Source organism: Methylothermus subterraneus (assembly GCF_054656915.1).
Window position 1 is genome coordinate 34,240 of record NZ_BAAHXK010000004.1, and the last position, 23,698, is coordinate 57,937.

The following is a 23,698-nucleotide window of genomic DNA, read 5'->3' on the forward strand; positions in this document are numbered from 1 at the left end:
AAAACCGCAACGTCCCAAAAATCAAGTATGGTCGATCCAGCGGTAGATTTCTATGGTTTCGGGGGAGCAGCTCCGGCAACCTCCCGCGCACAAGGTGCCGGGGGCCAGGCGCTCGACTTGGCCCTTTTGGATCAGGCGCTCGAGCATGGCGCGGGCGGTCTCTTGGGGAAGGCCGAGACGGGCGGCCAGTTCCTTTAAGGGGAGCTGGCCGTTTTGGCGTAGCAGGTCGCGAACTTCCAGGATCATTTGCAGCAGCTGCGCTGGAACCGACCGGGACCTGTGCCGACGGCGCTTTGGCCGTGCGCCGACGCGCGGCCAAAGCGCTTGAGCGCCAGGGAAACGAGCGCCGCTGCCGCCGCGAGCGCGGCGAGGTGAAGTTGGGTTTGGTGCGGGTGCCGGGCGAAGGTGGCGATTTGGTAGTACGCGGTGGCGACCGCATAGGCCAGGCCGCCGGTCCACGCGAGGGCAAACAGCATCCAGCGCCAGCCGGTCTCGCGGCGGATGGTGGCGGTGGCCGCCACGCACGGAAAGTACAGGAGAACGAACAGAAGATAGGCAAAGGCGCCGATCGGGCCGTCGAAGCGCGCCGCCATGGCGCCGAAGGTGCCGGCATGGGTTTCCAGTTCGGCCGCCGCCTGGCTCGGATCCGCGGCGGTTTGCAGCACCCTCAGGCCGAGCGGGTCGGTGAGCGCGCGCAGGGCTTTGCTCAGATTCTCCGGCACCGTGGCGGCTGCCTCTTGTAAGGCGGCGCGGAGATCAAAGCTTGCGTCGGTGGCGGTTTGGTCTGGGCGCGCGTACAGGGCGTCCAAGGTCCCGACCACCACTTCTTTGGCCAACACGCCGCTTAAGATACCGACCACCGCAGGCCAGTTGTCCTCGCGTATCCCTAAAGGGGCAAACGCGGGGGTGAGCGTCTTGGCGGCTGCCGAGAGCATGGAAGATTCCGGCGCGACCTCCGGGCCAAAGCGTCCGTCGGTGCTCCAAGCCTGGAGCAGGTTGACCACCAGCACCATCGCCACGATGTATTTGCCGGCGTCGGTGACAAAGCCTTTAAGGCGCAGCCAGGTATGGAAGAACAGGTTGCGCCAGCTCGGCCATTGATAAGAGGGGAGCTCCAGCAGCAGGGACTGCGGCTCCCCGGGAAGCAGGGTGGTCTTGAGCACGAAAGCGGTCAACAGCGCCGCCAGGATGCCCACCAGATAGAGGACAAACACCACGTTCTGCCCGTCCTTGGGAAAGAACGCCGCGGCAAACAGCGCATAGACCGAAAGCCTGGCGCCACAGGACATGAACGGGGCCATCATCACGGTGAGGATGCGTTCGCGCTCGCGCTCCAAGGTCCGAGCCGCCAGAATCGCTGGCACGTTGCAGCCAAAGCCCACGATCAGCGGCACGAACGCCTTGCCCGGAAGCCCAAGGCGCTGCAGCAGGCGGTCCATCACCAGCGCCGCCCGCGCCAGGTAGCCCGAATCCTCGAGGAAACTCAAACCCAGATAGAGAAAGCCGATGATGGGGATGAAGGTCGCCACCACCTGCAGCCCGCCGCCCACGCCGTCGGCCAAAAATACTTTAAGCCAGGCCGGAGCACCGAGATTCTCAAGCAGCGCGCGCAGACCGTCGACCAGCAGAGCTTGCGCGCTAAGGTCGAAGAAATCGACGAACGCGCCGCCGAAGTGGATGGTAAAGGTGAACAGCAGGTACATCGCCAGGAAAAAGATCGGCGCGCCCAGCCAGCGGTTTAAGACCACCGCGTCGATCCGGTCGGAAACCGACGGGCAGCGGTCCTTAGGCGGTCTGAGGACGGTTTGGGCGATGCGGTGGGCGTGGCGGTAGCGGCAGTCGGCGATGATGAGCTCTAGGTCTTCTTCCAAGGAGCAGCTAAGATCCTCCCGCAGCTTGGCGATGCGCGCGGCAAGTTCCGAAGGCAGAGGGGAGGGGGGTGGGTGCCCGGCCAAAAGGTTTAGGGCAAGCCAGCGCGGCGGCAGGTTGGGAAAGGCCTGAGCGAGCGCAGGCGTTAAGTCCGCTATGGTCTGTTCCAGGGCCGGAGGGTAGACGACCGGGTTCGGTTTGACCGGGCGGTGGATTTGGGTAGCCAAAACCGCCTTGAGCTTCTCTACTCCTTCGCCCCGCCGCGCCACCAAAGGTACCACCGGAACCGCAAGCGCTTGGCTCAGCGCCTCAAGGTCCAGGCTCAGACCCTGGCGCTGGGCCAGGTCCATCATGTTGACGGCCAAACACAGCGGGGTCTCGGTCTCGGTGAGCTGTACGCTCAGATAGAGCGCCCGCTCCAGATGGGTCGCGTCGACGAGGTTGATGATTATAGAAGCCTGGCGGGAGAAGATGAATTCTCGCGCGATGCGCTCGTCGGCCGAGCTCTCGCCCGGATCGAGCGAGTAGGTGCCGGGCAGATCGATGAGCAGAAATGCGTCTTGGCCAAAGCGGAACCAACCTTCCTTGCGCTCCACCGTCACTCCTGGCCAATTGCCGGTGCGTTGATGGGCGCCGGTGAGCGCGTTGAACAGCGAGGTCTTGCCGGAGTTGGGGTTGCCGATCAAGGCGATCGTGGGCATCATGGGTTTTCAACCTGCTCGACGAGAATCTGTTTGGCGATTTTGCAGCCGATCGCCAGCCGGTCGCCGTCGCGGCCAACGACCACCGTTCCAGCTCGGTTCCACAATACGGTGAGCGTGGTCTTGGGCGCCAGTCCCAGGCTCAAAAGGCGCATGCGAACCGGCTTGGCTGGAATGGCGACAATCCGGATCGTCTGCCCGGGCAAACTGTGGCTTAAAGGATGGGCGACCATGGCGGCTTTTAATATTAATGAGAATGATTGTATTTTTTCTAAGACGGCTTGTCCAGGCGCGGTTGACTGAAATTTCGCCTAAATTCCTTAAAAACCTTAAGATATTGGATTAGTCCTTGAATTTCGCTGTAAGCGCATGCCAAAACCCAAAAAGCCCAAAAAAGCGCGCTCTTACCGGCGCACGGCGCTCTTTTGGATCCTCGTGCTCTTGATCGCCGACGAACTCACCCCGGGGATTCCGTTTGCGGAAGTGTTGCTGTTGGCGATCTTGATACTGTTGCCGCGCTGGTTTTTAACCATGGTCCATCGGGTGTACGAGTATGTCCCGCACCGTCAGTCCTGGCACTCGGTCGGGGATATCTGCCGGCCGCACGCGGTCACGGTTTTGCCGACCACGCCGGTGGCCGAGGTCGCTCAGCGGATGCGCGATGCTCACGTGCGCAGCGTGGTCGTGGTGGAGCAGCGCGCCGGCCCGACGCCGGAGGAGACGCTTTGGGTTCCGGTGGGAATACTGACCGACCGCGACCTGGCGCTGCGGGTGGCGGCGGAAGGTCGCCCGTGGCATGCCACGACCGCCGCCGAGGTCATGACTTCGGGCTTGGTGGTCGCGGTGGAATCGGAGGACGTCCACACCGCGGTGGAGAAAATGCGCGCGGCAGGGGTGCGGCAGTTGCCGGTGGTGGATCGGCGCGGCGCTCTGATCGGCAGCCTCAGCTTGGACGACACCATCGCCATGCTTTCCGACAGCCTAGATGATATGGTCGAACTGCTGCAGCGGGAAATCCAGAAAGAAGCCGAAGCGAGATGAGCCGATGAAGGCCAAGCGAGCGCAGAACAAAGAGCGTTCTTACAAAACCAAGGTGATCCTTTGGACCACGCTGCTGCTGCTCATCGACGAGGTGACGATCGGAATTCCTGAGGCGGACTTGATCTTGATCGCAGTGGTGTGGTTCCGCCCGCGCTGGTTTTTGGAAATGGTGCACAGGCTGTACCAGTACGTTCCCCACCAACGCGCGTGGCGTCCGGTCAAAGAGGTGTGCAGGCGGCAGGTGGTGGCGGTCCCGGCCACCACAACGGTGGCCGCTGCCGCCCGCTTGCTGCGCGATCGCCACGAGCGCAGCCTGGTGGTGGTGGAGGAACGGCCTTATCTTGCATTGCCAAAAGAAAACGAAAAGCGCACGTTTGGGTGGATCAAGCGGCGTAAGGCAAAACCCACCGCACCTCCGCCGCCCACCGAGACGATCCTGACGCCGGTCGGCATCCTGACCGATCGCGACATCGCTCTCAAAGTAGGGGCCGAAGACTTAAGTGGGGATACGATTGCGGTGGCGCAGATCATGGAGACGGAGTTTGCCGTCGCGTTCGAATCCGAGGACATTCATTCGGCGGTGGAGAAGATGCGCGAGGTGGGAATGCGCTATTTGCCGGTCGTTGATCCACGCGGCCACCTGGTGGGTAAGCTCAGCCTGGACGACGCGGTGGCTGTGCTTTCCGACGGATTAAACGACATGGTGGCGCTGTTGCGACAAGAAATCGAACAGGAGAGCTCAGCCCGTCCAATCCAATCTAAGGTCGCCCAACTGCAGGACCTTGATTTCCCCGGCATTGACCGGGGTGAACAGGCAGAGCCGGCGTCGGGGCGCATCGAAGCGGCGGATCAGTCCCAGCCCTAACAGGCGCTGCCCGGCGTCGGCCAGTCCACACAGGCGGTTTTCGGTCAGGTGGACGGCAGGATCTGTTGAATCCACCGGCAGGCGTTGCACGATGAGCTCGTCTAAGAGCAGGGCTTGTTCTCGGGCGTTGCGAAAATAGGCGCGAAATGCGGCCTGCCGGCGCTGGACGCGCAGTTCCCAGGATTTGGGGCGGGCGTGGGGAGAGGCGCGTAAGCGCAAGGTAAGAAAATGGCGATGGGCGGCCAGGATGGGGCTAAGCTCCTGTCCGCGCTCGATGGCGACGAGCACGTCGGGGCGGAGGCCGTCGATCTTATAGGCTTTGAGCACCTCGCCGACGCCGGTTACCAGACCGCTGGTGTTGATGATCGTCACGGGCGCTTCGGCTTGGTCTAAAAGTTGGCGGCTGCCTACGACCATGGGCAGAAGGTGGGCGACCGGCGACACCGCCCCGACGAAATACCAAGCCGCAGGCTTAAGATCTTGCAGGGCGAGGTTCAACTTAGGGTAGCCCAAGGTCAGGGTGGCCGGCGGCCCTAGGTCTTTTTGGCCTACGTCGGCATCGATGAGCGCCGGCTGGATCCCCGCCTGCAAAAAATACCACGCCAGATAGTGGCAGAAGGTGCTCTTGCCGCGGTCGGTCGCGCCTAAGACCAAGACCTTGCGCGCCCCTTGCGCCAGGATCGAGCCAGCCGCCCGCCGCCAGTCGGGTGGGATATGGATGCTTGCCATAAAGGCCGGCTGCCTAGATTCTTTGGCGGCGACGAGCCTTTAAGATTTAGAATTGGTGCCGAGGGGGAGAATCGAACTCCCACGGGGTCGCCCCCACCAGATTTTGAGTCTGGCGCGTCTACCGGTTTCGCCACCTCGGCGCGAGCTAAATTATATCGATTCGTTAAACTTTAGCAAAGATGCGTACGCGTGATTTTTTCTACGAGCTTCCCCCGGAGCGAATCGCTAAGACTCCTCTTCCCGAGCGCAGCGCCAGCCGGCTGTTGGTGCTGGACGGGCCAAGCGGGAGGATCGAGGACCGGCGTTTTGGTGAGATCGGCGACTTGCTAGGCCCAAACGACCTTTTGGTGTTCAACGACACCCGCGTGATCCCGGCCAGGCTCTATGGCCGCAAGGAGAGCGGCGGCCGGGTGGAGATTTTAGTCGAGCGCGTGGTGGCGCCGGACGCGGCTTGGTGTCACCTCAAAGCGAGTAAGGCGCCCAAACCCGGCGCGTTGATCGTCCTGGAAGGGGAATATCGCGGCACGGTTCAAGAACGCCGCGGCGAGCTTTTCTTGCTCAAGTTTCGCGACGCGCCCGTGGACGAAGTCCTGCAGACGGTCGGCCATATCCCGCTGCCGCCCTACATCGACCGCCCGGATACCCCCCTGGACCGCGAGCGCTACCAGACCGTCTACGCCCAAAAGCCCGGGGCAGTGGCCGCGCCGACCGCGGGGTTGCACTTTGACGAAGCGCTGCTTAACCGGCTGCGCCGCCAAGGGGTGGCGATGGCTTTTGTCACCCTGCACGTGGGGGCCGGCACCTTCCAACCGGTGCGGGTGGAGGAGCCGTCCCAACATCGGATGCACCGCGAGTGGTTCGAGGTGGGCGCCGAAACGGTGGCCGCGGTGGCCCGGGCCCGTTCTCTGGGGGGGCGGGTGATCGCGGTGGGAACCACGGTGCTGCGCGCCTTGGAAACGGCGGCTCAGACGGGGACTCTGCGGCCTTGCCGGGGCGAGACCGAGCTGTTTATCCTGCCGGGTTTTACTTTTCGCTGCGTGGACGCCCTGATCACCAACTTTCACCTTCCGCAGTCGACCCTGTTGATGTTGGTGTGCGCGTTTGCCGGCTTGGAGCCGGTATTGGCGGCGTATCGCCACGCGGTGCGGGAGAATTATCGGTTCTTTAGCTATGGGGACGCGATGTTCGTCACCCGCAGATAAAAAAGCGGCACCCTACGCAAGAGGAGGTTGGCCGTGTCTTCGACACGAGAGGAGGAGTGACGAAAGACAAATTGTAGGGTGCCGACAACCAGGTTGAAGAGGTTATGCGCTTAATTATAATGCATGGCTTGTGCCAAGAGTTAAAAATCTTTCAAATTCAATTTGTTAGTATTTTTTGGGAATTTTGGCGGGGGCAAGCCGGCTGTGGCATTTGCCCCACTTTGGGGGAAAACACCTCAATCTGGTGCAGGCAGGGGCGGTAACAGAGGCAACAGATCGCGGCGCAACGCTTCGATAGAAGCTTCGTTGCGCTCGGCCCGGGGAAGGGGAACGGTAAAGGTGTGCTCGGCGCGGGTGGGGGAAGAGGTTAGGAACACCAAACGGTCGGCCAAGGCGATGGCCTCGTGCAGATCGTGGGTGACAAACAGCACGGCGTGCGGGCGGCGCTGCCACAGCTCGAGCAGCAGCCGGCGCATTCTCTCGGCGGTGGGGGCGTCGAGCGAGACGAACGGCTCGTCCATCAGGAGCAAGTCGGGTTGGACGGCAAACGCCCGCACCAAGGCCACCCGGCGGTTCATCCCCAAGGACAGGCGCTGCGGGTAGGCGTGCTGGAACTGGATCAGTCCGGCGATCTTGAGGAGTTCGGTGAGCGCGTTTGGATCGTGGTCTGCAGGGAGGGCCAGCTCCACGTTCTCGCGCACCGTGCGCCAAGGCAAAAGGCGCGGTTCTTGGAACACGTAGCCTAAGCGGGGGGCTTGGGGCCGATGAAAATCGATCCGGCCTGCAAAATCCCGGTCCAGGCCGGCGATCAAGTTGAGCAGGGTGGTTTTGCCGCAACCGGAAGGGCCCACGAGACAAACGAACTCGTTTTCCTCCAGCCGAAGGCGCAGGTTTTCGATGACGGTGTGGGGCAAGACGCGGCCGTGCTTAGGGTAGGCTTTGCGCCGGATCCAAACCTCGAGCATTACTTGCGCCACCGGTTGGCGTGACGGTCCAAGGGTTTGAGCACGCTCCATTCTAAAACCTGGATCACCGCGACGAAGACTAAGGTGTAGGCCAAAATCCCGGCCACGTCGAAGAGTTGAAAAAACAGATGCAGCTGATACCCCATCCCGTCGCTGCGGCCGAGCAACTCGACCACCAGGATGATCTTCCAGATCAGCGCCAGGCCCGTTCGGGCGGCGGCGAGGACAAAAGGATACAGCTGTGGCCAAACGACGTGGCAAAACGTCTTAAAGCGGCCAAAGCGGTAAACCTTGGCCATCTCTAACAGCCCTTTATCTAAGGTTCTAGCTCCTTCTCGCAAAGTGACCACGACGTTGGGCAATTTGTTCACCACCACCGCCAAGATCGCCGCCGTTTCGGTCAGGCCCAGCCACACGTAGCAGAGAAGGACAGTGACCAGGGCGGGGAGATTCAAGAACAGGGTCAGCCACGGATCGAGTACGCGGTCGAGCAGGGGCTTTCTGCCCATCGCGACCCCTAAGGCGCAGCCCAAACTCATGGCGAGCGCGAAACTTAAGCCCAAGCGGGCAAGGGTGATCGCCAGATGACGGGGCAACTCCCCCGAGCTTAAGTGGTCGACCAACACACGGCCTACCGCAAGCGGCGCCGGCAGCAGCGGCGATGCGATCCACCAGGCCAGAAGCTGCCAGGTCGCCAGCAAGCCGAGCAACGAGGCAGCGGGGATCAGGCGCGGCATGCAGAAATCAGCGCGGCACGGCAAAGCCCGGCCAAAAGGTTCCCGCCGGCAACTCCGGCGCCGGTCCGGTCAACGGCTCCCCGCCGCCGGCGGCGAGCAGGCGGTAAAGCTGCCGGGCGGCCTGGATTTCCTCCTCGCCCCACCGGCGCAGCCGGCCTTCGCAATAGCGCTGGCGCAGCTTAAGCTGCACTTTGGGGTCGTCGCTGCCGGTCAAGGGGGCAACGTAGGTCCATACCCTAGGGTCGGTGCAGATCGCGTCCTTGGCGCTGTAGGCGGCGCGGAGAAAAGCGATAAGCGCCTTGGAATTGCTTTCCGCCCAACGCTGGCGGAAGAGATACGCCAAGACCGGCACCGGCGGTTGGATTTTCAAGTCCTTAAGGAGCTGGTCGCCGTCCAGCAGGCGGCGGTAACCCTCGGCCTCCAGGTGTGCGGCGTAATGCCAGAAGTTGAGCACCGCGTCCAGGCGCCCGAGGCGCAGTTGCTCGTTGAGCAGGGGCGGAGCGGCGAATATCGGTTCGGTCTGTTTTTCTAAGTCCACGCCTTGGCGCTTGGCCAGCGCTTTGAGCAGGATCCAATCCTCGTACAAAGGCCCGCCGGCGATTCCTAGGCGTTTGCCGCGCAGGTCAGAAAGCGCTCGAATCGGCGAGTCGGGGGGCGCGATCAAAGCGCTGTGGGCGAGGGAGTAGGGGACGGCGGTGAAATCTTGGCCCAAACCGCGCTGGCGCGCCGCCCACAGCCAGCTGCCGACGATCAGGTCCACCGCCCCGCTCTGCAGCGCGATCGTCCCGGCCTGAGGATTGGCCAGAGAACGTTGCTCGAGGGCTACGCCAAAGCGCCGATCCAACCCCTCGCGCGCGATGACGGTAAGCTCCCAGTGCAGGGTGCCGTAAGCCAAGGCGCCGATCCGCAGCGGGCGCGCCGCGGCTTGAACCGAGGCGCACACCACGAGCGCAAGCAAGGCCAAGCAGCGCAGCGCGTTCATTGGGTCCGGCCGTGGAGCTCTCGGTACAGCGCTTTGAACTCCTCGGTCAGTTTGTGGTCCGGAGCGTAGTAAATCAAAGGCTTGGCCTGGCTGTGGGATTCGCGCACCTTGACCGAGGGGGAGAGGCGCGTGGCGAGCACCGGATGGCCTTCTTTGGTCAGTTCTTCCACCAGTTGCTGAGGGAGCCTGGCGCGCCCTTGGAATTGGTTGACCACCACGCCCTCGACTTCCAGCGCCGGATTGTGGTCCTGCTTGACCTCGGCGATCGCTTCCAGAAGCTTGTACAAGGCTTCGCGGGAGAAGGCGTCGCAGTCGAACGGAATCAGGCACTTCTCCGCCGCGATCAGCGCCGAGCGGCTGTAGAAGTTGAGCAGCGGCGGGGTGTCGATGAAGATGGAATCGAAATCGCTAAGCTGCTCCAAGGCCTCTTTCAGCTTGTAAATCTTGTAGCGCGCTTCGAGCCGGCTTTGCAGCGCCTCCATCTCCGGATGGGAAGCGAGCAGATACAAGTTCGGGAAAGGCGTATTCTGGATCAGCTCCCGCACCGAGGCTTTGGCATTTTTGGCAAACGGATTGATGCTCAAGGTGTCGCGGAAGAACTTGGCGAGCGTCTCTTCCGGGTCTTCGATTTTCGCCCCCAAGAGGTAATGGGAGGAGTTGCCCTGCATGTCCAGGTCCACCACCAGCGTGGCTCGACCTTCCGCCGCGCTGATGGCCGCCAGGTTGCAGGTGATGGTGGATTTGCCCACTCCCCCCTTCTGATTGAAGATCACCCTACGCATTAGACCAACCCCGTGTTGTCATTTAAAATCATGCTTGCCGATGAAGCATTCTAACATTTTTGTCAATAGGGTTATTAACGCAATGGACGAAACTTACCGCCCCCACGCCATCGAGGAGAAAGTGCAGCGGCTTTGGGAAGAGACCCGCGCCTTTGAGGTGAGCGAAGACCCGAGCCGAGAGAAGTTTTATTGCTTGTCGATGTTCCCCTATCCGTCGGGCCGCCTGCACATGGGGCACGTGCGCAATTACACCATTGGCGACGCCATCGCCAGGTATCAGCGGATGCTGGGCAAAAACGTGCTGCAGCCCATGGGCTGGGACGCTTTTGGGCTGCCGGCCGAGAACGCCGCGGCCCAACACGGCATCCACCCGGCCAAGTGGACCTACAAGAACATCGAATACATGAAGCGCCAGCTCAAGCGTTTGGGATTTGCCTACGACTGGCGGCGCGAGATCGCGACCTGCGATCCCAACTACTACCGCTGGGAGCAGTGGTTCTTCACCAAAATCTACGAACGCGGCTTGGCCTACCGCAAGCTGGCCACGGTCAACTGGGACCCGGTGGACCAGACGGTTTTGGCCAACGAGCAGGTGATCGACGGGCGCGGCTGGCGCTCTGGCGCGTTGGTGGAGCGGCGCGAGATCCCGCAGTGGTTCTTGAAGATCACCGCCTACGCCGAAGAACTTCTGGCTGGTCTGGACCGTCTCGACGGTTGGCCGGAGCAGGTCAAGACCATGCAGCGCAACTGGATCGGCCGCTCGGAGGGAGTGAAGGTGCGCTTTGCGCTCGAGAACGGCGAGGCGCTGACCATTTTCACTACCCGCCCGGACACCTTGATGGGAGTGACTTATCTCGCGGTGGCGCCGGAGCACCCTTTGGCTCAAGAAGCGGCCCAAGCCGACCCAGAACTTGCCGCGTTTCTTGAGGAATGCAAGCAGACCAAAGTCGCCGAAGCCGAGTTGGCGACCATGGAAAAAAAGGGGCGCCCTTTGGGGGTATGGGCGCTTCACCCCGTCTCGGGAGAAAAAGTGCCGGTGTGGGTGGCCAACTTTGTGCTGATGGAGTACGGCGAGGGCGCGGTGATGGCGGTTCCCGCGCACGATCAGCGCGATTTTGAATTTGCCCGCAAGTACGGCCTGCCGATCCGCCAGGTGATCGCCCCCAAGCCCGGCGCCGAAGAGGAATGCGACTTGGCGCGGGCCGCCTTCACCCAAAAAGGCGTGTTGATCCACTCTGGGCCGTTTGACGGCTTGTCCTCGGAGGAGGCCTTCGAGGCGGTCGCCGAGTACTTAAAACAGCGCGGCCAAGGGGAGAAGACCGTCCAATACCGCCTGCGCGATTGGGGGGTGTCGCGCCAACGCTACTGGGGCGCGCCGATCCCGATGCTGTATCTGGAGGACGGCACCCCGGTTCCCGTCCCGGAAGACCAGCTGCCGGTGGAACTGCCCTTGGACGTGACGGTGGACGGCGTGCACTCGCCGCTCAAGTCCGATCCGCGCTTTGGCGAGGTTACCCTGCCCGACGGCCGGCGCGCTAAGCGCGAGACCGACACCTTCGACACCTTTATGGAGTCGTCCTGGTACTACGCCCGCTTTACCTGCCCCGACTTCGCCCAAGGGATGTTGGATCGGGCCAAGGCCGACTACTGGCTGCCGGTGGACCAGTACGTAGGCGGGATCGAGCACGCCATTTTGCACCTTTTGTACGCGCGCTTTTACCACAAGCTGCTGCGCGATTTCGGTCTGGTAAGCTGCGACGAGCCGTTCAAAAACCTGCTCACCCAAGGCATGGTGCTTAAGGACGGGGCCAAGATGTCCAAGTCCAAGGGCAACGTGGTCGACCCTGAAGAGCTGATCAATAAATACGGCGCCGACACCGTGCGCCTGTTTATCCTGTTCGCCGCCCCGCCCGAGCAGTCGCTGGAGTGGTCCGACAGCGGGGTGGAAGGGGCGTTTCGGTTTTTAAAGCGCCTGTGGCGGCAGGTGGCGCAGTTCGTCAACCGGGAAACGAGCCGTACGCCGCCCGTCCCGGAGGCGCTGTCGGGGGAGCTTAAGGAACTGCGCCATAAAATCCACGCCACCATTGCCAAGGTGACCGAGGCGATGGAGAAGCGCTATACCTTCAACACCGCCATCGCCGCCAACATGGAGCTGCTCAACGCCTTGGGCAAATGCGAGGACGACAGCCCGCAAGGGCTGGCGGTCAAGCGCGAGGGGTTGGAAGCCATCGTGCTTATGCTCTCTCCCATGGTGCCGCACATTGGCCAGGAGCTGTGGCAGGCCTTGGGCCACACCGAAATGGTGATCGACGCCCCCTGGCCTAAAGTGGATCCAACGGCCTTGGTTCAGGAGACGGTGGAGCTGGTGGTCCAAGTCAACGGCAAGCGGCGCGGGCGCGTCCACGTGCCGGTGGATGCGGCGCGAGAGGTCATCGAGCAGGCGGCGTTGGCGGAAGAAAACGTCCGGCGCTTCATCGCCGGCAAAGAAGTAAAAAAAGTGATCGTGGTGCCGGGCAAATTGGTAAACGTGGTGGTCGGTTGAGCGCTTTGGAAAGTACAAGACAAGATCAAGAAGCCGTCGAGCGGGCGGCTTGGACCTTGCGCCGCGGGGGATTGGTGGCGTTTCCTACCGAGACCGTCTACGGTTTGGGAGCAGACGCCGCCAACCCCCAAAGCGTGGCGCGCGTTTTCGCCGTCAAGGGCCGCCCGGCCGATCACCCTCTCATCGTGCACTTGCCGGGGAGCGAAGCGCTTTTGCGCTTTGCTCGCCGCGTGCCGCCTGTCGCCTGGGAGCTGGCGGAGCGCTTCTGGCCAGGACCTTTAACCTTGCTCTTGCCGCGCGCTCCTGCTGTGCCGGACAGCGTGACCGGCGGTCAGGATACGGTAGGGCTTAGGGTCCCGGCGCACCCGCTCGCGCTGGCCTTGCTCAAAGCCTTCGGCGGCGGGGTGGCGGCGCCTTCGGCCAACCGGTTCGGGCGGGTCAGTCCGACCACCGCCGCCCACGTCCGCGAAGAACTGGGCGAGGCGGTGGACTTCCTGCTCGACGGCGGGCCGTGTCCTTTGGGGCTGGAATCCACCATTCTCGACTTGAGCTCGGCGCGGCCTAGACTATTGCGGCTGGGAGCGGTTTCGCGCCTTGAGCTGGCCGAAGTCTTGGGCGAACTGCCTGAGCTAGCAAAAGCGCACGCCCCTAGAGCGCCGGGTAGCCTGCCTAGTCATTATGCTCCGGCGACCCCTTTGTATCTAATGGCCTCGGCCGAGCTTGTTTCCGCCGTCGAAGGATGGTGGGCCAAAGGAGAAAGGCTGGCGGTATTGGCGCGGCGGCCGCCTCCGGATTTAGAGGGGATAAACTGGGTCGCGATGCCTTGGGATCCTCGCGCTTACGCCCAGGTCCTGTACGCGCGCCTGCGCGAGGCCGACCGCCTGGGCTGTCAGCGCCTCGTGGTCGAGGCCCCGCCTTGCGAGGCGGCGTGGGAGGCGATCTTGGACCGCTTGCAGCGCGCCGCCTGCAGGCAAGTTAAGGAGGCGTCTCTTTGAACGCAGCTTACCGCGGCGAACGCTATCTTCCTTATCCGGCGATTGAGGAAAACCTCCACGCCCTTGCCCAGGCGTTCCCGCACCTTGTCCGCGTCGAGACGATCGGCCAGAGCCGAGAAAAGCGTCCGTTGTACTTGCTTTGCTTAGCCGCTCCGGGGAAGACGGCGCCCGCCGAGCGCCCGGCGTTCTGGCTCGACGCCGGCATCCACGCCGCCGAATGGGCTGGGGTCATGGCGGCTTTGTTTGCGGCTTGGCGCTGGGCCGAACGGGCGGCGCAGGGCGAGCCTTGGTTTGGCGAGCACGCGATCTATCTTTTGCCCTGCTTAAGCCCCGACGGCTTGCAGGCGCTCTGGGAAGGAGCGCCGTTTTTGCGTTCGGTGCTCAGGCCGCCGGAGCCAGGCACTCCTCAGATCGGCTTTGTTCCGCGCGATCTGGACGGCGACGGCCGCGTGCGGCAGATGCGCTTTCGCCATCCGGCCGGCCCCTTGGTGCCCGACCGCGAGCTTCCTTTTTATATGCGCCCAAGACGACTGGACGACGATCCTCAAAACGCCTACTTTCTCTGCCCGGAAGGGGAGTTCGTCCACTGGGACGGAGTGCGCTGGACCGCGGCGAGCCGCCAGTACGGCCTGGATTTGAACCGCAACTTTCCCGACAGCTGGCGACCGCTTTGCATGTGGGGGATGGATTCGGGGCCGTATCCGCTGTCCGAGCCAGAAAGCCGCTGCGCGATCGAAGCCTTTGCCGCGCGCCCCCGCATCGCCTGCGCTTTGAGCCTGCACACTTACACCGGCTGCCTGCTCACCGCCCCGGCGCGCCCCGACGATCCTTTGAGCCCGACCGATCTGCGCTTGCTCGAGGCGCTCGCGCAAGAGGCGGTCGAAGGCACCGGCTATCGCGTGATCCGCAAATACCCTGACTTTGTCTACGATCCGAAACATCCCATCGCCGGCTGCTTCGACGATACCTTGCTGTACGTTTTCGGCGTGCCGGCTTACGTGCTCGAGCTTTGGGACCCGTGCGCCTACGCCGGGCTAGACAACCCCAAGCCGGCCGAATTCTTCCAGCGCCCTGATCCTGAGCGCCTCCAAAAATTGATCGCCGCCTTCGCCGTCGAACCCGGCAATCTGCCCTGGCGGCCGTTTGAGCACCCGCAGCTTGGCCCAGTCGAAATCGGCGGTTTGGACTACTACCGCACGATCCGCAACCCGCCGGAGCGCTTGCTCGGCGCTGAGTGCGAGCGCGCCTTCAAGGTCGCCGACACTTTGCGCCTGGCCTTGCCTAAGGTGAACGCCCAGGTCCAGGTCTTCCCGCTCGGCGGGGAAATCCGCCGCGTGCGCCTGGTGCTCGAGAACCTAGGCTTTTTGCCGACCTCCGGCCTGGGATGGGCGGAAAGCTTGCCGCGATTCCCGCGCGGTCAAGCGGTGCTGGAGCTCAAAGGCGAGGCGGAGTTGGCCGGGGGGACGCAAAGCGTGGCGCTTTCTCCTCTGGACGGCTGGGGGAGCCTTAAAGTCGGAGCCGCGGCCAATCCGATCTACGCCGAGCTTCCCCAAAGAGGCCCGCGCGTGGGGTGCGAGTGGCTGGTGCGCGGCCAAGGGGAAATCCTGGTTCGCTGGGACCTTGGGCGCGGCGGGGCCGGCAGCTTGGCGCTGAGTTTAAGCCGTTAGGCGACCTGGGCGTGGGCTTTGAGGCTGGCTTCGACGCAGTCGATCGCTTCCTGGTCGAGCTTGGACTGCCGCACCAGACCCCAGACCTGCGGGATCAATACCGGCCAGAACGCCAAAAACGCGATCGTTGTCGGCAGGGCCTGGGTGCCAAACAGCCCCACTTTGGTCCTGACCAAGGTCAAGCTTGCCGAAGGCTCGAGGTAAATCTTCAAAGCGGTCTTGAGCCCCAGCAAGCTCTTGAACACCCCTCCCTTGGTCAGGCTGATTTCCCAGCCGCCGCTTGCGGTTTTTTGGCCGATGACCTCGTAACCCTGTTGCCTGAAGTGCGCCATGACTTCGGTGGCAACCGGCGTCAAGTCTTGGAGCGCTACCGGAACGAAACGGGTCGATTCAAACATCCCCATAGCTTGTCTCCTCAATTTAGCGTGATCGGCGACTGCAATTGTCGCCGTACGAAAAAATTTGGCAAGCTTGCCGGGGCGGGCGGGGCGAGGAGGTTGAACTATGCTTTGCAAAAAAACGGCAGGTTTAATCGATGCGCGATCCCAATTGCCCTGAGTCTTACCCGCGCCGCATCCTGCTTGCGGTCACGGGTCTTTCCCCACAGGTGGTGACCGAAACGCTTTACGCCCTGGCCGTAAAGCGCGTGCCGCCGTTCGTGCCGACCGAGATCGTCCTGATCACCACCCGCACCGGCGCCGAGCACGCCCGCCTGAACCTCTTGTCCAAGGACCCCGGCTGGTTCCACCGGCTGCGGCGGGAGTACGCCTTGCCTAAGATCGCTTTTGGCGAGGAGAGCATTTACGTCATCCCAAGCGCGGAAGGCGGCCCGGCCGAGGACATCCGCACCCCGGAAGACAACGAACGCGCCGCCGACTTTATCGCCAACAGGGTGCGCGAGCTCACCTTGGACCCCGACTGCGCCCTGCACGTCTCGCTTGCCGGCGGGCGCAAGACCATGGGCTATTATTTGGGCTATGCCCTCTCGCTCTACGGCCGCCCGCAAGACCGCCTAAGCCACGTTTTGGTCTCGCCGCCGTTCGAGTCGCACCCGCAGTTCTTTTACCCCACGGTCACGCAACGCATCATCTATACCCTGGATAAGCAGCAAATGCCCCTCGACTGCAGCCAGGCCGAGGTGATGCTGGCCGAGATCCCCTTCGTCTCCTTGCGGCACGGGCTGCCCAAGCCTTTGCTCGAAGGCCAGGCGAGTTTTAGCCAGACGGTGGCGGCGGCGCAAAAAGCCTACGCCCCGCCCAAACTCGTCCTCGATCTTGCCGCCAAGGTGATCTACGCGGCGGGCGAGCCCGTCCCTCTGCCGCCGGCGGAGCTCGCTTTCTACAGCGTCTTTGCCCGCCGCGTGCGGGTGGGGGAAGGGCCTTTGCCTGCGCCTAAAAAAGGAGTTCCCGATTTGGCTTGGGCGGAACGCTTTTTGGCCGAATACCGCAAAATCCGCGGCGAGTGGGCCGATCTTGAGGCCACCGAGCGCGCGCTCAAGGCCGGTATGGACGGGGAATACTTCTGGCAACGCAAATCCAAGCTCGAGCGGATTTTGCGCCGCCGGCTGGGGCCGGCCGCTGCGCCTTATCTTGTCACCGCCACCGGCTCTCGCCCCAAGCGCTATGCCTTGCGCCTTGCCGAAGAAGCCATCGATTACCTTACCGCAAGTTCGCCCGCCGAAGGAGGAAGCACCCAATGAAAGAAAAGCTGGAACCCACTTGTCGGGTGGCGTTTGCCGCCTACGTCCACGACCTGGGCAAACTGGCCGAAAGGGCTCGCCTCGAGGAGGCCGAGGTCAAAGACGCCGCGTACTCTAGCGTCGTCGAGCGCCACAAACCGCTTTATTGCCCTTGCTGGGAAGGGCGCTACAGCCACGTCCACGCTGCCTACACCGCTATCGCCCTGGACCAGATCGAGCCGTTTTTGCCGCCCATCAAGGGGATGGACGTTTCCCCTTTTGCCGCCTGGGGAGAAAAGGAGGTCGACGATTCGCTCGTCAACGCCGCCGCCAAGCACCACCGCCCGCAGACCTTCTTGCAGTGGATCGTCGCCACCGCCGACCGCCTGGCCTCGGGGTTCGAACGCGAGGAATTTGAGAGCTACAACCGCGCCGAAGAAGGCACCGCCACCGGTCGCGACCACTACACCGCGCGCCTTCTGACCCTGTTCGAGTCGCTGCGTTTGGAGGGCGAGGCGCCTACGGCGCGAGGCGAGTTCGCCTGGCGTTACCCGCTAAAACCTCTGAGCGTTGCGGCCTTGTTTGCGCAGCCGGCCAAAGACTGCGAGACCGACGACCGCCGGGCCGCCCAACAAGAGTACCAAGCGCTCTGGCAGGCGTTTAGCGCAGGGCTAAAGCGCATTCCTGCCGCCCACCGCGCCAACTGGCCCTTGTGGCTGGATCACTTCGACTCCCTCTGGGCTGCAGTGGCCCACGCCGTCCCCGCCGCCACCGCCGGCAGGGTGCGTCCGGACGTGTCGCTGTACGATCATTCCCGCACCACTTCCGCCTTGGCAGCGGCGCTTTGGCGCTGGCACGCCGACCGCGGCGACGACCCGAAGGCCGCGGCGGAAGCGATGCGTACCCGCAGCGACTGGGACGAGAACAAGTTTCTGCTGATTCTGGGGGATTTCTACGGCATCCAGGACTTCATCTTCGCCAGCGGCGGCGAGACGCAAAAGAACGCCGCCAAACTGCTCCGGGGGCGTTCCTTTTACGTCTCCTTGCTCAGCGAATGCGCGGCTTTGAGGATTCTCGACGAATTGGGCCTGCCGCCGACCAGTCAGGTGATCCACGCCGCCGGCAAGTTTTTGATCGTCGCCCCCAACACCGAGGCGGTCAAGCAACGCCTGCGCGGGCTTCAGCAGGAGTTCGACCGCTGGTTCTTGGACAAAACTTTTGGGGCTTCGGGCATCGGCCTCGCCTGGGAGGCGGCCTGCTGCCGCGACTTTGTCCGCCGCCAGAGCGGGGAGCGGCCGTTTGCAAGGCTATTAAAGCGCCTGTTTCAGCGCCTGGAAGACATCAAGGCCCGCCGCTTGAACCTGTGCGGGACAGAGGCTCCGGCGCCGGTCTTTTGCGGTTTTCTCGACGCTTTCGACGCGAGCAAAGGGGTGTGCGCCATCGACGGACGCTCGCCGGCCAGCAAAAAACTGGAAGGAACCGAAGACAAGTTCATCTGCCCCTTGGCTGCCGACCAAATCGATACCGGCAGGTGGCTGGCCCATCACGAGCGCGTGCTGGTGACCACCGAGGACATCGGCCACCACACCCTGCGGCTTGACCTGTTCGGCTACCACATCAGCTTCACCGGCCCCGAGGAGGCCAGCGGTAAATTCGGCCCCCTGGCGGAGACGGGCGTGCTGCGGCGCGCCTGGGACTATGCCTTGCCCGCAGCGGAAACCGAAACCTTGTTTTCCGGCTACGCCCGCCGTTTCATCAACGCCTACGTGCCGCTTATAGGCGAGCTTTCCGACCTCGACCGCGACCGCTATGAGGGCATCGAGCTGACCGACCCCGCCCCCCGGGCCCCCAAGACCTTCGAGCTCCTGGCGCGCGACGACCGGCGCCAAGGGGACAAGTGGGTCGGCACCGAGGCGCTGGTCGTGCTCAAGGGGGACGTGGACAATCTGGGGCTGATCTTCCAAAAGGGTTTAGAGCAGCCGAGCTTTGCCAAGTGGGCGGCGCTGTCTAGGCAGTTGAACGCGTTCTTTGCCGTGTGGCTGCCCTGGTATTGCCGCACGCGCTATCCCAGCACTTACACCGTGTTCGCCGGCGGCGACGACTTCTTTCTCATCGGCCCCTGGTACAGCACCATCCGCCTGACCCGCGACATGCGCGAACGCTTTCATCGTTACGTGGCGGAAAACCCTGAGCTGCACTTTTCCGCGGGGCTTTTTATGACCAAGCCGGGGTTGCCGGTGCGCCAGTTGGCCGAGTTTGCCGAAGAAGCTTTGGAACAGGCCAAGGCGGTTCCCGGCAAGAACGCCCTCACCCTGTTTCGCCAGAGCGTGGCCTGGAAAGATTTGGATGAGCTGTGGCAAGTTTTGGAACGGATCGAAGAGAAGGCCAAGGCATTGGATCTGAGCACCGCCTACCTCTACCGCCTTCAGCATCTGGCCCGCCTCGCCGAAAAGGTGCACGAACGGCCCGAGAACGCCCTCTGGAAGTCCTGGTTTGGCTACTACACCTATAGGATGCTCGAAAGGATGCGCGGCATCGGCAAGGACGAGCGCCACCGCCGCATGGCCGAGCCTTGGTCCGTCCTGGGCGAGCCCATCGAGCGCTTCGGTAGCCGCTTTGTGATTCCTTTGTTCATCTACTTGTATCAGCAGCGTCACTGAGGAGAAACGCCATGACCGACCATCGCTCACAAAGAAGGCCCCAGGAGCGAGAAGACCGCAGCCTGGGCTTTACCATCCAATTCCGCACCGCAGACGGCAAAATCTACCCGGAGCTGTTTGACCAAACCGCCGAGAGGGCGGCAAAAAGTGTGGCCGATTGCAGAAAGGAAGTGAACAAGCCCACCCAATTGCGCCGCTTCTACGATGAGCTGGTGATGTGGGAAGAGAAAGTCGCTCGCGGCCCGGACAGGTTCGAGGAGTTTTTGCCCTTCATCCGCATGCTCAAGGCCAAGGTCGCCTACGCCAAGGGGCGCAAGCTGGTGGACGGGGCCTTCGTCGATCTGCTCGACCAGACCATCGATTCCGTGAGAGACGCCGACGACCTGAAAGTCGCCAAGCTGTTTTTGGAAGCCTTCATGGGCTTTTACAAGCTGGAACGGCCCAAAGATTGAGGAGGAACGGAAATGAAACTGGACAAAATCGCCAAACTCGAAGGCACCATCGAACTGATCACCGGCCTACACATCGGCTCGGGCAACGCCGAGATGCACATCGGCGGCACCGACAACCCAGTGATCAAGCACCCGGTGACTGGCCAGCCCTACATCCCCGGCTCCAGCCTCAAGGGCAAGGTGCGCAGCCTGATGGAGTGGCACGCGGGGGTGGTCGCGGTCACCCAAGGCCAGCCGCTGGGAATTAAGCACCTTAAGCGATTGAACGGCAACCGCAAGGCGGGCCTGACCCTTCTCAAGCTGTTCGGCTATGCCCCTGCCGGCGGCGGGATGGACCGGGAGATGGAGGACTTGGTCGCCGAAATCAGCCCCACCCGCCTGGCCTTCTGGGACTGCCCGCTCGACCCCGCCTGGGTCGAGGAGATGGACAAGAAAAACTTGCTGCTCACCGAGACCAAGATGGAGAACATGATCGACCGCATCCGCGGCATGGCCGAGCACCCCAGAAACACCGAACGGGTGCCGGCGGGGGCAAGGTTTTGTTTCCGGCTGTCGATCAAAGTGATCGACGGCGAGGACTTGCTGGAGCCGGTGCTGCAGGGCCTGAAGCTGGTGGAGCTTGCGGGGCTGGGCGGGTCGGTCTCGCGCGGCTACGGCAAGATCGCGTTCAAAGACCTTCGCCTGGACGGCGAATCGGTCCAGGAACGCCTGGCCAGCGTTTCGCTATGAATCCCCTAACGCTCACTCTCCTCCCCCGCGCGGCCTTTGGCAGCCCCTTGAAGGGCGATACCCTGTTTGGCCAGCTGTGCTGGGCGGTGCGGAACCGCTTCGGGGAGGCGCGCCTTGCGGAGCTGCTCGTAGGCTACACCCAAGGGCGCCCCTTCGCGGTGGTGTCGGACGCTTTTCCGGCGGGCTTTCTGCCGCGCCCGGCCTTGCCTTTGTATCGCTTTCGCGAGACCGAGGAAATAGGCCGCAAGCAGGTCAAGTCCAAGCGCTGGATCGCCCGCGAAGACTTTAAGCGCCCCCTTGCCGACTGGCTCGCTCTCGCCCAAAGCGATGCCGAAGTGGCCAGGCGATTCGCTTCGACCGCAGAGGCGCTTTGGACGCAGCGCAACCAGCCGCATAACACGATCCACCGCCTCACCGGCACCACCGACTCGGGGGAGTTTGCCCCCTACAGCGTGCCCCAGCGGTGGTACCTGCCCGGCGCGAGGTTGGAGGTTTATCTAACTTTCGACGCCGCGCGCATCGAGCGCGACGCGATCGTGGACCTGATCGCGGACATCGGCCTTTTGGGCTACGGGCGCGACGCCAGCATCGGCCTGGGTAAGTTCGAGGTGGATGCCGTGGACGACAGCCCCTGGCCGGGGCAGGAAAACGCCAACGCCTTTTTGACCTTGGCGCCTTGCGCCCCCCAAGGGTTGGGATTTGACCCGGCGCGGAGCTGGTACCAGCCCTTTGTCCGCTTTGGCCGTCACGGCGACGCCGCCGTCCACAGCGGCCGCCCGTTCAAGACCCCGGTGCTTTTGGCCGACACCGGCGCGCTGCTGACGCCGCAGCGCTTGGCGCCATGCCTGTTTATCGGTCAGGGGCTAGGCGGGGAGGGCCGCCTGTCCAAAGCGATCTCGCAAACCGTTCACCAAGGTTATGCCCCGGTGTTGCCGATTTGTTTGGAGGAAAACGCATGAGCGGTCTGCCCGTCACCTACCGCCTTTGGATTACCCCGCTGTCTCCGGTGCACATGGGCACCGACGAAGACTACGTGCCCACCAACTACATCATCGAGGACGACGCCCTATTCGAGTTCGACGCCGAGGCGCTTTTAAGCCTGCCTGAAGCGGACCGCAGGGCGCTGGATCGGATCCTAAGCGGCGCTCCGGCGCCGCGCATGATCGAGCAGGTCCAAGCCTTCTTTTACCAGCGCCGCGAGCGGTTGATTCCTAAAGCCGTCAATCTCGTGCGCGTCAGCCCAGGCATCGCAGACCTGTACCAAAAGCGTGTAGGCAAAGCCGCCAACCTCGAGGCCGGCGGCGAGAGGGTTTACAACCGGCTGGAGATCGAACGGGCCGCCTACCATCCGGCAGACCGCCGCCTGTATCTGCCGGGCAGCGGCCTAAAAGGGGCGATTCGCACCGCGCTGCTGGACCGGCAGAACCGGAGCCGGTCTCTGCCGCCCGATCTGAAAGGAGACCGGGGCGCCAATCAAAAACTTCAAGAGCGCTTGTTGCAGGGCAGTTTCCACACCGATCCCCTGCGCCTGGTGCAGGTCAGCGACTGCCGCTGGTGCGGCCCTGAGGAATTGAACAGCGCCGAGGTCTGGTTTGCCGTCAACCGCAAGAAGCAGCCGGTGACGAGAAACGGCCAGGAAGTCCGCTCCCAGGCCGAGCAGGGGAATTTGTACCAACTCCTCGAGTGCGCCGCGCCGTTTCGCGTCCACGCTTTCTGCGGCAGCCTCACGCTGAGCGACGTTCGCGCCGCCGGGGAGCATTCCGACCTGCCTAAGCTGCGCTTTGGCTTGGACGAAATCGCCAAAGCCTGCAACGCTTTTTATCGGCCGATCTTCGAGCATGAGCTTAAGCAGCTCAAGGCACGCGAGTTTCTGGATGAATCCTGGCGCCAGACGGTCCAAACCCTGCTGGACGACCCCGGCCTCCAAAAGCGCCTTTCGGAAAACCGGACCTTCCTCCTGCGCGTAGGCCGCCACAGCGGCGCCGAGGCGGTGACCTTGAACGGCGTGCGCAAAATCAAGATTCTACAGGGCAGGGGACAGCCGCCTGCGTGGGAGGCGGAGGCCAAGACCTGGTGGCTGGCGGCCCGTGAGGAGGGCAACCGGCGCGGCCTGATTCCTTTCGGCTGGCTGCTGATCGAGATAGGAGAAGAACCGCCGCCTTGGGAGACGGCTCGGCGGCTTCTGGAGCCCATAATGCAGGAGCAGAGCGCCTGGCTTAAGGCGGTGGAGGCCAGGCGGCGCGCTTTGGCCGAGCGCCTGGAACCGGTCCTGCGAACCGAGGCAGAAAGGGCCGCCGCCGAGGCCGAGCGCCGCCGCCGGGAAGAAGAGCGCGCCACGCGCCTGGCGGCTATGAGCGAGGAGGAGAAGAGGATCGAAAAAGTGCGGACCCTGCTTGAGCGCGACCGCCAGGCAAACCGCAAAGAACCTGGCGGCGAGCTCAACGATCAGCGCTTGAAGCTTTTGGAGGCGGCCTTGAGCTGGAGCGATGCGGCGCTTCGCCGGCAGGCTGCCGAGCTGCTGGAGGAAACCGCCCGCTTTCTGCCGTGGGCGAAGAAGCGCAAAGAGGACATTCGGGAGAAAATCGCCCGGTTGCGCGGGTGACCCCCTCCCCAACCCTCCCCCGCGAGCGGGGGAGGGGGATGTTGGGCAGCCGCCTTCCTCTGCAAGGAAGGGAACAACCCCCCTCTCCCTCTGGGAGAGGGGATGGGGGAGAGGGCAAAAAAACAAGCAGCAATGTCGGAAAAACACCAAACCGAATACGCCCGCCGGCTCCGGGTCAACATGACGGATGCGGAACGTGTTCTCTGGCGCCACTTGCGGGCAAAGCGCTTTTGGGGCGTTCAATTCAGACGACAAGCGCCGCTGGGGCCGTACATCGTCGATTTCCTCTCCCACAACCCAAAGCTGGTCATCGAGGTGGATGGTAGTCAGCATCAGGATCGGCAGCGTGAGGACGAGATGCGTGATGCTTGGTTGCAGGAGCGGGGCTTCAAGGTGTTGCGGTTTTGGAACGACCAGGTTCTGGATGAGACGGAAGCGGTTCTGCAGATCTGGGTGGTGGTTACCTCAATCCTCCCCTGTCAATGGGAAAGGGAATGACC

Annotated in this window: 21 protein-coding genes, 1 tRNA gene and 1 pseudogene; 13 read left to right on the forward strand and 10 right to left on the reverse strand. The window is 63.1% G+C overall.

Translation table 11 applies throughout. The annotated features are described in order from the left end of the window. Window positions 1-21 precede the first annotated feature (21 nt). Genes ACYQ3M_RS04700 through ACYQ3M_RS04710 form a run of 3 tightly spaced genes read right to left on the reverse strand, consistent with a single transcriptional unit; the run spans window position 22 to window position 2,803 of the window. Entirely contained in the window at window positions 22-246 is a 225-nt protein-coding gene (locus ACYQ3M_RS04700) for a FeoC-like transcriptional regulator (protein ID WP_460034903.1), read from the reverse strand. Next, on the reverse strand, window positions 243-2,573 hold the full coding sequence (feoB, locus tag ACYQ3M_RS04705) for a Fe(2+) transporter permease subunit FeoB (protein ID WP_460034904.1): 2,331 nt from the start codon (window positions 2,571-2,573) through the stop codon (window positions 243-245). The genes ACYQ3M_RS04700 and feoB overlap by 4 nt, the downstream gene beginning before the upstream one ends. Further along, a complete protein-coding gene (locus ACYQ3M_RS04710; protein WP_460034905.1) occupies window positions 2,570-2,803 on the reverse strand; it encodes a FeoA family protein in 234 nt (77 codons plus the stop codon). Before ACYQ3M_RS04710 ends, feoB begins: the two co-directional genes overlap by 4 nt. 136 nt (window positions 2,804-2,939) lie before the next feature. Between ACYQ3M_RS04710 and ACYQ3M_RS04715 the strand changes: the two genes are divergently transcribed. Continuing rightward, entirely contained in the window at window positions 2,940-3,611 is a 672-nt protein-coding gene (locus ACYQ3M_RS04715) for a CBS domain-containing protein (RefSeq protein ID WP_460034906.1), read from the forward strand. A gap of 4 nt (window positions 3,612-3,615) precedes the next feature. After that, window positions 3,616-4,476 (forward strand): CBS domain-containing protein, encoded by an 861-nt coding sequence (locus ACYQ3M_RS04720; protein ID WP_460034907.1) that lies wholly within the window; start codon window positions 3,616-3,618, stop codon window positions 4,474-4,476. A gap of 141 nt (window positions 4,477-4,617) precedes the next feature. Here the strand turns inward: ACYQ3M_RS04720 and ACYQ3M_RS04725 are convergent. Both ACYQ3M_RS04725 and ACYQ3M_RS04730 read right to left on the reverse strand, forming a co-directional pair. Then, window positions 4,618-5,205, reverse strand: a pseudogene (locus ACYQ3M_RS04725) (Clp1/GlmU family protein); the annotation flags it as partial. A 53-nt stretch (window positions 5,206-5,258) separates the two neighbouring features. Then, window positions 5,259-5,345 (reverse strand) — tRNA-Leu (locus tag ACYQ3M_RS04730). Between the two features lie 39 nt (window positions 5,346-5,384). On the opposite strand from ACYQ3M_RS04730, the gene queA reads away from it, so the two are divergent. Then, window positions 5,385-6,407, forward strand: a complete 1,023-nt coding sequence (gene queA / locus ACYQ3M_RS04735; protein WP_460034908.1) for a tRNA preQ1(34) S-adenosylmethionine ribosyltransferase-isomerase QueA — start codon at window positions 5,385-5,387, stop codon at window positions 6,405-6,407. A 236-nt stretch (window positions 6,408-6,643) separates the two neighbouring features. Here the strand turns inward: queA and ACYQ3M_RS04740 are convergent, their stop codons facing one another. From ACYQ3M_RS04740 to ACYQ3M_RS04755, 4 genes are read right to left on the reverse strand one after another with little or no spacing between them, the layout of a single operon-like run. Next, on the reverse strand, window positions 6,644-7,372 hold the full coding sequence (locus tag ACYQ3M_RS04740) for an ABC transporter ATP-binding protein (protein ID WP_460034909.1): 729 nt from the start codon (window positions 7,370-7,372) through the stop codon (window positions 6,644-6,646). Next, the gene (locus ACYQ3M_RS04745; protein WP_460034910.1) at window positions 7,372-8,109 is read right to left on the reverse strand and encodes an ABC transporter permease; all 738 of its coding nucleotides are present in this window, start codon (window positions 8,107-8,109) and stop codon (window positions 7,372-7,374) included. Before ACYQ3M_RS04745 ends, ACYQ3M_RS04740 begins: the two co-directional genes overlap by 1 nt. Before the next feature lie 7 nt (window positions 8,110-8,116). Then, window positions 8,117-9,091: an ABC transporter substrate-binding protein gene (locus ACYQ3M_RS04750; protein ID WP_460034911.1), complete on the reverse strand. Its 975-nt coding sequence runs from the start codon at window positions 9,089-9,091 to the stop codon at window positions 8,117-8,119. Then, the gene (locus ACYQ3M_RS04755) at window positions 9,088-9,873 is read right to left on the reverse strand and encodes a ParA family protein (protein ID WP_460034912.1); all 786 of its coding nucleotides are present in this window, start codon (window positions 9,871-9,873) and stop codon (window positions 9,088-9,090) included. Before ACYQ3M_RS04755 ends, ACYQ3M_RS04750 begins: the two co-directional genes overlap by 4 nt. A gap of 82 nt (window positions 9,874-9,955) precedes the next feature. On the opposite strand from ACYQ3M_RS04755, the gene leuS reads away from it, so the two are divergent. Genes leuS through ACYQ3M_RS04770 form a run of 3 tightly spaced genes read left to right on the forward strand, consistent with a single transcriptional unit; the run spans window position 9,956 to window position 15,077 of the window. Further along, on the forward strand, window positions 9,956-12,415 hold the full coding sequence (leuS, locus tag ACYQ3M_RS04760; protein ID WP_460034913.1) for a leucine--tRNA ligase: 2,460 nt from the start codon (window positions 9,956-9,958) through the stop codon (window positions 12,413-12,415). Then, on the forward strand, window positions 12,412-13,410 hold the full coding sequence (locus ACYQ3M_RS04765) for an L-threonylcarbamoyladenylate synthase (RefSeq protein ID WP_460034914.1): 999 nt from the start codon (window positions 12,412-12,414) through the stop codon (window positions 13,408-13,410). The genes leuS and ACYQ3M_RS04765 overlap by 4 nt, the downstream gene beginning before the upstream one ends. After that, window positions 13,407-15,077 carry a M14 family metallopeptidase gene (locus tag ACYQ3M_RS04770; RefSeq protein ID WP_460034915.1) on the forward strand — a complete coding sequence of 557 codons (1,671 nt, stop codon included), beginning with the start codon at window positions 13,407-13,409 and terminating at the stop codon, window positions 15,075-15,077. The genes ACYQ3M_RS04765 and ACYQ3M_RS04770 overlap by 4 nt, the downstream gene beginning before the upstream one ends. Here ACYQ3M_RS04770 and ACYQ3M_RS04775 read toward each other — a convergent pair. Then, the gene (locus ACYQ3M_RS04775) at window positions 15,074-15,481 is read right to left on the reverse strand and encodes a hypothetical protein (protein ID WP_460034916.1); all 408 of its coding nucleotides are present in this window, start codon (window positions 15,479-15,481) and stop codon (window positions 15,074-15,076) included. The genes ACYQ3M_RS04770 and ACYQ3M_RS04775 overlap by 4 nt on opposite strands. A gap of 131 nt (window positions 15,482-15,612) precedes the next feature. Between ACYQ3M_RS04775 and csm6 the strand changes: the two genes are divergently transcribed. The 7 genes from csm6 to ACYQ3M_RS04810 all read left to right on the forward strand — a co-directional run bounded on the left by csm6 (window position 15,613) and on the right by ACYQ3M_RS04810 (window position 23,696). Further along, window positions 15,613-16,776, forward strand: coding sequence for a CRISPR-associated ring nuclease Csm6 (gene csm6, locus ACYQ3M_RS04780; protein WP_460034917.1), 1,164 nt, complete (start codon window positions 15,613-15,615; stop codon window positions 16,774-16,776). Next, window positions 16,773-19,415: a type III-A CRISPR-associated protein Cas10/Csm1 gene (cas10, locus tag ACYQ3M_RS04785; RefSeq protein ID WP_460034918.1), complete on the forward strand. Its 2,643-nt coding sequence runs from the start codon at window positions 16,773-16,775 to the stop codon at window positions 19,413-19,415. Before csm6 ends, cas10 begins: the two co-directional genes overlap by 4 nt. 11 nt (window positions 19,416-19,426) lie before the next feature. Then, window positions 19,427-19,867 (forward strand): type III-A CRISPR-associated protein Csm2, encoded by a 441-nt coding sequence (csm2, locus tag ACYQ3M_RS04790; protein ID WP_460034919.1) that lies wholly within the window; start codon window positions 19,427-19,429, stop codon window positions 19,865-19,867. 12 nt (window positions 19,868-19,879) lie between these two features. After that, a complete protein-coding gene (gene csm3 / locus ACYQ3M_RS04795) occupies window positions 19,880-20,596 on the forward strand; it encodes a type III-A CRISPR-associated RAMP protein Csm3 (protein WP_460034920.1) in 717 nt (238 codons plus the stop codon). Next, window positions 20,593-21,555, forward strand: a complete 963-nt coding sequence (gene csm4, locus ACYQ3M_RS04800) for a type III-A CRISPR-associated RAMP protein Csm4 (RefSeq protein ID WP_460034921.1) — start codon at window positions 20,593-20,595, stop codon at window positions 21,553-21,555. The genes csm3 and csm4 overlap by 4 nt, the downstream gene beginning before the upstream one ends. After that, window positions 21,552-23,198 carry an RAMP superfamily CRISPR-associated protein gene (locus tag ACYQ3M_RS04805; RefSeq protein ID WP_460034922.1) on the forward strand — a complete coding sequence of 549 codons (1,647 nt, stop codon included), beginning with the start codon at window positions 21,552-21,554 and terminating at the stop codon, window positions 23,196-23,198. Before csm4 ends, ACYQ3M_RS04805 begins: the two co-directional genes overlap by 4 nt. 132 nt (window positions 23,199-23,330) lie before the next feature. After that, the gene (locus ACYQ3M_RS04810) at window positions 23,331-23,696 is read left to right on the forward strand and encodes an endonuclease domain-containing protein (RefSeq protein WP_460034923.1); all 366 of its coding nucleotides are present in this window, start codon (window positions 23,331-23,333) and stop codon (window positions 23,694-23,696) included. Window positions 23,697-23,698: the final 2 nt, after the last annotated feature.

Excerpts from the sequence above, each read along its gene's own strand:
- csm4 (WP_460034921.1), top strand. The coding sequence starts at position 20,593 with ATGAATCCCCTAACGCTCACTCTCCTCCCCCGCGCGGCCTTTGGCAGC.
- csm2 (WP_460034919.1), top strand. The coding sequence starts at position 19,427 with ATGACCGACCATCGCTCACAAAGAAGGCCCCAGGAGCGAGAAGACCGC.
- queA (WP_460034908.1), top strand. The coding sequence starts at position 5,385 with ATGCGTACGCGTGATTTTTTCTACGAGCTTCCCCCGGAGCGAATCGCT.
- ACYQ3M_RS04805 (WP_460034922.1), top strand. The coding sequence starts at position 21,552 with ATGAGCGGTCTGCCCGTCACCTACCGCCTTTGGATTACCCCGCTGTCT.
- csm6 (WP_460034917.1), top strand. The coding sequence starts at position 15,613 with ATGCGCGATCCCAATTGCCCTGAGTCTTACCCGCGCCGCATCCTGCTT.
- ACYQ3M_RS04740 (WP_460034909.1), bottom strand. The coding sequence starts at position 7,372 with ATGCTCGAGGTTTGGATCCGGCGCAAAGCCTACCCTAAGCACGGCCGC.
- ACYQ3M_RS04745 (WP_460034910.1), bottom strand. The coding sequence starts at position 8,109 with ATGCCGCGCCTGATCCCCGCTGCCTCGTTGCTCGGCTTGCTGGCGACC.
- ACYQ3M_RS04720 (WP_460034907.1), top strand. The coding sequence starts at position 3,616 with ATGAAGGCCAAGCGAGCGCAGAACAAAGAGCGTTCTTACAAAACCAAG.
- ACYQ3M_RS04710 (WP_460034905.1), bottom strand. The coding sequence starts at position 2,803 with ATGGTCGCCCATCCTTTAAGCCACAGTTTGCCCGGGCAGACGATCCGG.
- leuS (WP_460034913.1), top strand. The coding sequence starts at position 9,956 with ATGGACGAAACTTACCGCCCCCACGCCATCGAGGAGAAAGTGCAGCGG.
- ACYQ3M_RS04700 (WP_460034903.1), bottom strand. The coding sequence starts at position 246 with ATGATCCTGGAAGTTCGCGACCTGCTACGCCAAAACGGCCAGCTCCCC.
- feoB (WP_460034904.1), bottom strand. The coding sequence starts at position 2,573 with ATGATGCCCACGATCGCCTTGATCGGCAACCCCAACTCCGGCAAGACC.
- ACYQ3M_RS04750 (WP_460034911.1), bottom strand. The coding sequence starts at position 9,091 with ATGAACGCGCTGCGCTGCTTGGCCTTGCTTGCGCTCGTGGTGTGCGCC.
- cas10 (WP_460034918.1), top strand. The coding sequence starts at position 16,773 with ATGAAAGAAAAGCTGGAACCCACTTGTCGGGTGGCGTTTGCCGCCTAC.
- ACYQ3M_RS04775 (WP_460034916.1), bottom strand. The coding sequence starts at position 15,481 with ATGGGGATGTTTGAATCGACCCGTTTCGTTCCGGTAGCGCTCCAAGAC.
- ACYQ3M_RS04755 (WP_460034912.1), bottom strand. The coding sequence starts at position 9,873 with ATGCGTAGGGTGATCTTCAATCAGAAGGGGGGAGTGGGCAAATCCACC.
- csm3 (WP_460034920.1), top strand. The coding sequence starts at position 19,880 with ATGAAACTGGACAAAATCGCCAAACTCGAAGGCACCATCGAACTGATC.
- ACYQ3M_RS04715 (WP_460034906.1), top strand. The coding sequence starts at position 2,940 with ATGCCAAAACCCAAAAAGCCCAAAAAAGCGCGCTCTTACCGGCGCACG.
- ACYQ3M_RS04810 (WP_460034923.1), top strand. The coding sequence starts at position 23,331 with ATGTCGGAAAAACACCAAACCGAATACGCCCGCCGGCTCCGGGTCAAC.